This is a genomic window from Streptomyces sp. 15-116A, assembly GCF_025290915.1.
In the GTDB taxonomy this organism is placed as follows: Bacteria; Actinomycetota; Actinomycetes; order Streptomycetales; family Streptomycetaceae; genus Streptomyces.
The window spans coordinates 1-7,005 of the sequence record NZ_JAOCQE010000304.1; the positions used below are offsets into that span (position 1 = coordinate 1).

Consider the following 7,005-nt stretch of genomic DNA (forward strand, 5'->3'; position numbering starts at 1 on the left):
CCCTGGGGCTCGGGGGGCTCGGACTGGTCGGCGCCGCTCAGCGCCAGGGTGCGCGGCCCGGCCACGAGCACGGTCGCGGTCAGCGCGAGGCCGGTGGCCAGGAACAAGGCGCTGTGGGCTGTGCGCGCCGTGGCGGCGGCCAGGGCGGCACCGCCCAGCGCGCCGATGGAGTACGCGGCGTGCAGGGAGGACATGACCGGCCGGTCAGTGGCGTTCTGGCAGCGAACCGCCGCGGTGTTGGCGGCGACGTCGAGGACGCCGTGCGCGGCGCCGAAGGCGAGGGCCGCCGCGAGTAGTGAGGCCAGCGTCCGGCACTGCCCCAGCAGGGCTAGGGCTGCTGCTAGTGCTACGGCTCCGCCGATCAGGAGCAGGGAGAGTCGGTCGGGCCGGGCGAGTCGGCCGCCAGCCTGCAGTCCGGCAACCATACCGACAGCGGCGGCGAGCAGGACGAGCGACAGGCCGGCGGTGGTGAGGTGGGCGGCGTGCTGGACGGCAGGCATCCGGGCGCCCCAGACCGCCATCACCACGCCCAGGCCGAGGAAGTAGCCGGTCAGCAGGACACGGCTGCGGCGAACGGAAGCGTCGGTGCGGCTCATGCAGGGCGGCCACCTGGAACAGGCTCGTCGGTTGTGCGGGGCGCCACGTCGACCTGCAGATGGCGCACAGCCTGCTGGGCGCGGTCCTGGGCGAGGTCCGCGGTGGGCGCGGTGGTGATCATGTAGCCGATACGGGCGGTGAACATGTTGCCGCCGTCGGCCGGGAGGAGCAGCTGGTCGCCGACCTGGTGCTGGAAGTGCACGCGTTCCAGCCAGCGCGGGCTGACGCCGTCGAATCCGAGGCGGAGCAGGGTGCCGGAGGTGTCGGGATAGAGCAGCTGGATCACGGCGGCCGAGGACCGGGTCGGGGTGAGGTCGGGGACACGGCCGCAGGCGATGTCGGCGGCGGCGCGCGGCAGGTCGATGCCGGTGGCGAGCTGGACGAGGTGGCCGATCATGTCGCCGGCGATCCGTCCGTTGACCTCGACCAGCCGCGGCCGACCGTCGACCAGGCGCATCTCGACGTGACAGACGCCGTCGGTGATTCCCAGGGCGTGGATCGCGGCGCGTGCCGCCGGGGCGACCACGTCGAGCAGCGGGTCGGCGGCATCGACCGAGTGGGCCAGTTCCTCGAAATACGGCGGGGCGCTGACCGTCTTGCGGGTGACGGCCACCACGGTGGTCTCACCGCCGTAGGTGACACACTCGGCCGAGACCTCGGGTCCGTCGAGATACTCCTCCACCAGCACGCTGGTGGACTCGAGCCCCAGCCCGGCCGCCTGGTCGGCGAACGCGAAGGCAGCGGTGAGCTGTTCGGGGGTGTCGGCGCGGATCACGCCGATACTGGCCGCGTGCGCGGCGGGCTTCAGCACGAGCGGGTAACCGATCCGCTCGGCCGCCGTCTCGGCCTCTGCAGGGGTGCGCACGCTCACTGAGGCGGCCGACGGGACCCCGTGCCGGGCGAACAATGCACGGGAGGCGGCCTTGTTGCGGCATGCCTGCATGGCTTCCGGGGCGGTGGTGGGCAGGCCGAGCTGGCGGGCGAGGCGGGCGACCGGGACGAGGTACCACTCGGTCCAGGTGAACACGCCAGCCAGGTCGTAGCGGTCGGCCAGGGCCTGGCCGGCGGCGGACAGCGCCGCCTGGTCGGTCGGGTCGGGCACGACCACGCAGTCCCGCAGGTACGGCGTCTCCCACGAGGGCTCTTCGCCGGTGATCAGGACGACGTCGTAGGCGGCGGCCACGGACTGAAGGCAGTACCCGCGGTACGCCTCGGCCTCCATGTCGGATGCGGCGACGACCAGGACGACAGGACGGTCGGACAAGAAAGGGCTCCTCGGGGGGGGGCGTGGATGTGTGCACGGCGGACCTCGGCGGCCGAGAAACGCTGCACCTGCCCCGCCTGCTCCAGCGCGAGCGGGGCAGGCGGGGCTGAGCGGCGTAGTCGGTGCAGGGCCGGGGGTGCTCAGAGGGGAGGAAACGGACGGGGAGCTGTCAGTCGGCCCGGCGGCGGCGCAGCTCGAACGCGCTGGCCCAGTTCGGGTGCGCGGCGATCAGCCGCCGGGCGTAGAGGGCGGTGAAGTTGTTGTTCAGCCCGGCGACTCCGTACGGGAGTTGGCGGCGCAGGTCTTCGAAGAGGTCCTTCACGCCGACGCGCGTGGCGCCTGCGGCCAAGCGGCGGGCGGCCATGCGTTCCAGGGCGCGGTAGACGTGCGGGTTCTGCGTGTCGAAGGCGTGGAACCGCTCGGTGATGGTGCGACCGCTCGCACGGTTCATCCTGGAGACGGCGGTGGGCATGGGGTTCTCCACAGGCTGGGGAAAAGTGCAGGGTCAGGTGCGCAGGGCTGGGTCGGTGCGCAGGCGCGTGAAGGCGAGGGCCAGTCCGAGGCCCTGCAGGACGGCGCAAGCGGTGATGACGTGGCCCAGTGCGTCGGGCGGCGTGAGCGCGGTCAGTACGCCAGCGACGGGGTAGGGCAGCAGGAGGATGAGGATGGTCGCCGACAGGGTGCTGCCGAACTTCTCCGGTGGGATCAGCAGGGAGCGCAGCGTGCGCAGCACCACCGTCATGCCGCCCTCGGCCGCCATGAGGGCCGCGACTAGGACAAGGTAGGACAGGTAGTCGGGGGCTTGGGCGGCGGCGAGGGTGGCGAGCGAGGCAAGGGCCGCGCAGGCGGCGCCCACCGGCCACAGGCCCAGGCGGTCGATCGCAACCCGGCAGAGGGTGACGCTGAAGAGCGTCGCTGCGGCAGCGGCGGACCAGACCAGGCCGACGTCGGTGGTGGACTGCCCGAAGTGCTTGACGACGATCACGGGACCGGCCGCCTGGAGGAGCCCCGTGGCGAGGTTGGACAGGGTCAGCCCGGTCACGAGCCAGCCGAGCGCGGGCAGCGATCGGATGGTGCGCCACCCGGTGAGCAACCCGGCGCTGGCCTGCCGCTTCGGCGTGCGGGCCGGGGCGACGGGCGAGGGGGGTGTTCGCAGGGCGAGCAGCGCGGCGAGAAGCGACAACACGGTGATCACCGCGAGCATCGGCGGCGGCCCTGCGAGCAGGAGCACTGCGGCGAGCGCCGGCCCGGCCAGGGCCGCAATCTGGTCGATGCCGAGCAGGACGGCCTGAACGCGATGGGCCCGCGTTCCCGCTCGGCGGCCGGCGGAGGCGCCCGCGGTCTCGGCCGCAATGTAACTGAACTCGGTGAGCACGCCCGTGACCGCCGAGAGCACCATCACGGTCACGCTCGCCACCGTGCCGGACGGGTGAAGGTGGAGCAGGACCGCGCCGGCGGCGAGAGCCATCGCACGTCCCAGGGAGGCGAGGTGGAAGACGACGGACGCCCCGCGTCGGTCGACGATCGATCCGGCCCACCCGAACGCCGCCAGCCTCGGGATCCACTCCAACGTGAACGCCACCCCCGTGAGCGCGGCGGAGCGCGTGGTGGCCAGGACCAGCAGCGGGATGCCGTAGGTGGACATGGCGAACGCCAACGCGTCCGCCGTGCGCGGCAGGTAGATGCCGCGCAGCAGCCCGGCGGTGTGGCGTGCGTGCCGGGGTGTGACCGCTGCGCTCACGCGACCGGCTCAGGCTCGAACGCCCTGGCCACCTGGGGGTTAGCGGCCAGCCACTGGATCAGCAGCGTGCGGGGACGGGCAAGGTCCGCCGCCACCCCGGCGCCGGTCACGGCGGACAGCGGTGCGAGGCCATCGCCGTGCTCGGTGGTGAGCGAGGGCGCCAACAGGTCGAGGACGTGCCGGATACGGCGGCTGAACTCGCTGACGGGGGCCGGGACGGCGTGACGTCGGGCCCAGCGCGCCATCGCGTCGTACAGGTCGGCCAACTCCGATCCACTGTCGGTGAGTTCCAGACCGGCGCCGGACGCGACCCGGATGAGACCGTGGGTGCGGGCCGTGTCGGAGGCGCTTCGCAGTTGGTGTGTGGAGAGGTCGGGCAGGGTGCCGGCCAGCCGTCGCGGCGGTATGGCGCCGTTGTCGTCGATCTCGGTGACCAGGCGGATCAAGGAGCGCGAGGCGAGAAGTTCGACGGCGTGGCGTACTTCGGCAGGGGTGAAGGGGGTGCTCATCGGCGCGGGCCTCCCGCCGGAATGGCTGCCTTCGGGCGGGCGGTCGTGGCGTGCGAGAAGAGATCACGGTGGTGCCACGCCGGAGAGGATCCGGTCGTGCGAACGGGTGGGAGCGCCACGGGAACCGGCCGTGGCTGGCTGCTGAGCCACGGCCTCGGCGCGGGCTTCGCCTGCGGGTGTCCCCAGACCGGATGGTGGGACGCCTGGTCGAGGGGCTGCCCGGCGGACCAGGCGGACAGGGCTCCGAGCACGGGGCCAAGGCCATCGCCGGCTGCGGACAGCCGGTAGGGCTGGCCGATGCCCTCGGTGTCGACCAGGCCGTCGGCGACGAGCTGCCGCAGCGGCGGGTAGATGTTGGTCCAATCGCTGCTGGGCATCACGATCCGGGCCAGGGCCCGGCCGCTGACCTCCTGCCGGGACTTGAGCACCCACAGGATGGCGGCGGCGTGGCGCCGGGTGAGCAGGGTCAGGCTGTCCTCGATCTGCTCGATCGCGGGCAGCGGGCGGTCCGCCTTCTCCAGGTGTTCCTCGGCCCAGGCGACGATCACCGGCAGGACCTGCAGCAGGGCTTCACCGCGTTCGGTGTGGCGGTAGGTCACGTGCCGTGCGGTGTGTTCGGTGCGTTCGACGAGTCCGGCATCGCACAGCGACTTGAGCTTGGGGTGGAGCTGGCCGTTCTGCAGCCAGGACACCTTGGCCGCCAGCTCGCTGTAGCGCAGCGGCGGGCCGGAGAGGGCCAGGAGGATCCTCACGTTCCAGCGCGGGGTGATCATGGCGAGGGCCTCGGTGACCCGGGCGATGTCGGCGTCGGTGTCAGGGGGCAGAGCGGTGATGGCCAAGGGAGGAGCTCCTGGGTGAAGGAAAGAGAGGGATCGCCTGGGGTCAGCGGCTGTGCGCCGGGCTCGGCGCCGCAACAGGTGGAGCCGGAACGGGCGGCGAGCAAGCCGGCGGGGCATGCGTGGGGGCTGGGACGCGGGCCAGGCTTTGCAGAACGGCGGCGGTCGACTTGGCATAGACGTCGCGGACGGCGATGGCTTCGGCTAGCCGGCGTGCACCGTCGAGGAGGTGGGAGACCTCGTGCGGGCCGATCTGCCGCTCGGGGTGGAGGAGCCGGGCGAGGTGGTCGCGGTGGACGTCGATGCTGCGCTCGGCGAGGGCGAGGCCCTCGTGCATGCCGAGCAGGGCGGAGAGCATGCCGGGCGGCTGGTCCTGGGCGTGGGCTTCGAGGTCGGCGAGCGGCGCGCCGTACAGGTCCTCGATCCGTCCGGCTATGTCGGTGGACGTGGGGTGGGGCAATCGGGGGCTTTCACGGTCGGCGGGCCCGGGCCGCCCCGGCACGCTGGGGCACCGGGGCGGCAGACGGGGGCAGGGTTGCGGTGGCCCTGAGCTGTGCCGTGCGGACGGGACGCGCCTGCTGGGCAGGCGGGGGCATGGTGCGCAGCAGTTCGCCGAGGGCGGCGCGGTAGCCGTCGCGGGCCTCCAGGGCCGCTTCCAGCCACTGCGCGTCGAAGCGGAGCTTGTCCGCTGACAGCTCTCCCATGTCGCGGTCCGGGCCCATGTCGGCGTGGACGCGGTCGCGGACGCGGACGACCTGCTCCTCGGTGAGCGCCAGAAACGACCGCAGCTCCAGGGCACGGGCGAGCGCGGGCGAAGCATCCTGGCCGGCAGCCGCCTCGTACAGCTCGGGTACCGGTTTCCCGAAGACCTTCTGCAGGTCGTCGTCCATGGTGCTGGCATCGCCCCGGCTCATCGGGCGGCCCTGGCCGACCGCCACGCCGACGCCGGTGCGGCTGTACCGGCGGGACGGTGGGGAGCGCTGGTCTGCACCGCCGGACCGGTTCGGGGCCGGAGGCGGGCGAGACGCTGGGCGGCAAGGTCCTTCTTCCCCGGAGCGTCCGGGTCAAGGAGCCACCGCACGACCATGGCCCGGCCGTCGCGGGCGGTGACAGCCGCGTTCACCCGGTGGGCGAGGCCCATCGTCGGATCGTCGACCTCGCTGGGCTGGGTCTGCAGCGCAGCAACAAGATCGTCCTCCGCACGGTCCAGCACGGACTGGCTCTCGACGAGAAGGCCATGCCACTTGACGACGTCGGTGGCATCAGGATTCGCGGTCGGCGCGGCGCCGACGGCAGCCTTCAACTGCCCCATGTCCATGCCGAAACGCGCTTCGATCTGTTCGGTGAGCACGCCCACGACATCCTCAGACTCATCGGATATGCCATCGGGCATAGGGAAATCTCCTGTTCTCTAAATGCCGATCCCTGGGGAATGGGAGGGGCTGCCGTACCCAGTGGCTGAGCCGCTTATGGGCACCTGCTGGGGCCTGTCAGTCCAGGCACATTCGGACGTCGCGGTAGACGTAGGTGCCGGAGACCCAGCCCTTGACCCCGGTGGTCTTGTCCGTGATGTAGAGCCAGTTGCCGCTCTTCTTGTGCACGGTGAACTTGTGGCTCTTGTAGAGCACGCCGAGCGCGGTGGAATGCGTGGTGGCCTTGGACCGGATGGTCACAGCCGCGGTGTGCACCTCGTACGGCAGCGGCGGCTGGGACGAGCAGCTGCTCGCGGGGGTCGCGCTGGCGGTGGTGGCGGACAGCACCGGCAGAGCGAGTGCGCCGAGCATGGCTGCGGATATGGCAATTCGGGTGGAGCGCATGCGGAAGAAACTCCGTGAAGGCATAGGGATTGCGGGGAAGATGCCGCGGGGTTGTCCCGGCGGCTGTATAAGAGTCCGGAGATTCGCCGGTTTGGCTAACCGGCGATCGTCGGCTATGTTGCGCCGCCCCGAGCGGCTTTCACGCTCAGCGTGAGCGGCCGGGCGGGCGCGGCGCGGGGGCCTTCGGCAAGCCGGCCGGGCGGCTGGCTGCGGCTGCGGCTGCGGGGCGGACCGGCGGGAG

General features: G+C 72.1%; 9 protein-coding genes and 1 pseudogene. All 10 read right to left on the reverse strand.

Annotation, left to right across the window (positions count from 1 at the left end; all coding sequences use genetic code 11):
• Positions 1-596 (reverse strand): annotated as a pseudogene (locus N4P33_RS30415) (MFS transporter); the annotation flags it as partial.
• On the reverse strand, positions 593-1,819 hold the full coding sequence (locus N4P33_RS30420; RefSeq protein WP_260830167.1) for an ATP-grasp domain-containing protein: 1,227 nt from the start codon (positions 1,817-1,819) through the stop codon (positions 593-595). The gene N4P33_RS30420 and the pseudogene N4P33_RS30415, both read right to left, overlap by 4 nt.
• A gap of 211 nt (positions 1,820-2,030) precedes the next feature.
• Positions 2,031-2,333: a hypothetical protein gene (locus N4P33_RS30425; protein WP_260830160.1), complete on the reverse strand. Its 303-nt coding sequence runs from the start codon at positions 2,331-2,333 to the stop codon at positions 2,031-2,033.
• Between the two features lie 33 nt (positions 2,334-2,366).
• The gene (locus N4P33_RS30430; protein WP_260830161.1) at positions 2,367-3,602 is read right to left on the reverse strand and encodes an MFS transporter; all 1,236 of its coding nucleotides are present in this window, start codon (positions 3,600-3,602) and stop codon (positions 2,367-2,369) included.
• Positions 3,599-4,111, reverse strand: a complete 513-nt coding sequence (locus tag N4P33_RS30435; RefSeq protein WP_260830162.1) for a regulator — start codon at positions 4,109-4,111, stop codon at positions 3,599-3,601. The genes N4P33_RS30430 and N4P33_RS30435 overlap by 4 nt, the downstream gene beginning before the upstream one ends.
• Positions 4,108-4,950, reverse strand: coding sequence for a winged helix-turn-helix transcriptional regulator (locus tag N4P33_RS30440; protein WP_260830163.1), 843 nt, complete (start codon positions 4,948-4,950; stop codon positions 4,108-4,110). Before N4P33_RS30440 ends, N4P33_RS30435 begins: the two co-directional genes overlap by 4 nt.
• Positions 4,951-4,993: 43 nt before the next feature.
• Positions 4,994-5,407 carry a hypothetical protein gene (locus tag N4P33_RS30445; protein WP_260830164.1) on the reverse strand — a complete coding sequence of 138 codons (414 nt, stop codon included), beginning with the start codon at positions 5,405-5,407 and terminating at the stop codon, positions 4,994-4,996.
• 10 nt (positions 5,408-5,417) lie between these two features.
• The gene (locus tag N4P33_RS30450) at positions 5,418-5,861 is read right to left on the reverse strand and encodes a hypothetical protein (protein WP_260830165.1); all 444 of its coding nucleotides are present in this window, start codon (positions 5,859-5,861) and stop codon (positions 5,418-5,420) included.
• Positions 5,858-6,340 carry a hypothetical protein gene (locus N4P33_RS30455; protein WP_260830166.1) on the reverse strand — a complete coding sequence of 161 codons (483 nt, stop codon included), beginning with the start codon at positions 6,338-6,340 and terminating at the stop codon, positions 5,858-5,860. The genes N4P33_RS30450 and N4P33_RS30455 overlap by 4 nt, the downstream gene beginning before the upstream one ends.
• Before the next feature lie 97 nt (positions 6,341-6,437).
• On the reverse strand, positions 6,438-6,764 hold the full coding sequence (locus N4P33_RS30460) for an SH3 domain-containing protein (protein ID WP_399030396.1): 327 nt from the start codon (positions 6,762-6,764) through the stop codon (positions 6,438-6,440).
• Positions 6,765-7,005 lie beyond the last annotated feature (241 nt).

Coding starts and splice junctions, on each gene's coding strand:
- N4P33_RS30435 (WP_260830162.1), bottom strand. CDS start 4,111: ATGAGCACCCCCTTCACCCCTGCCGAAGTACGCCACGCCGTCGAACTT.
- N4P33_RS30425 (WP_260830160.1), bottom strand. CDS start 2,333: ATGCCCACCGCCGTCTCCAGGATGAACCGTGCGAGCGGTCGCACCATC.
- N4P33_RS30455 (WP_260830166.1), bottom strand. CDS start 6,340: ATGCCCGATGGCATATCCGATGAGTCTGAGGATGTCGTGGGCGTGCTC.
- N4P33_RS30420 (WP_260830167.1), bottom strand. CDS start 1,819: ATGGAGGCCGAGGCGTACCGCGGGTACTGCCTTCAGTCCGTGGCCGCC.
- N4P33_RS30450 (WP_260830165.1), bottom strand. CDS start 5,861: ATGAGCCGGGGCGATGCCAGCACCATGGACGACGACCTGCAGAAGGTC.
- N4P33_RS30460 (WP_399030396.1), bottom strand. CDS start 6,764: ATGCGCTCCACCCGAATTGCCATATCCGCAGCCATGCTCGGCGCACTC.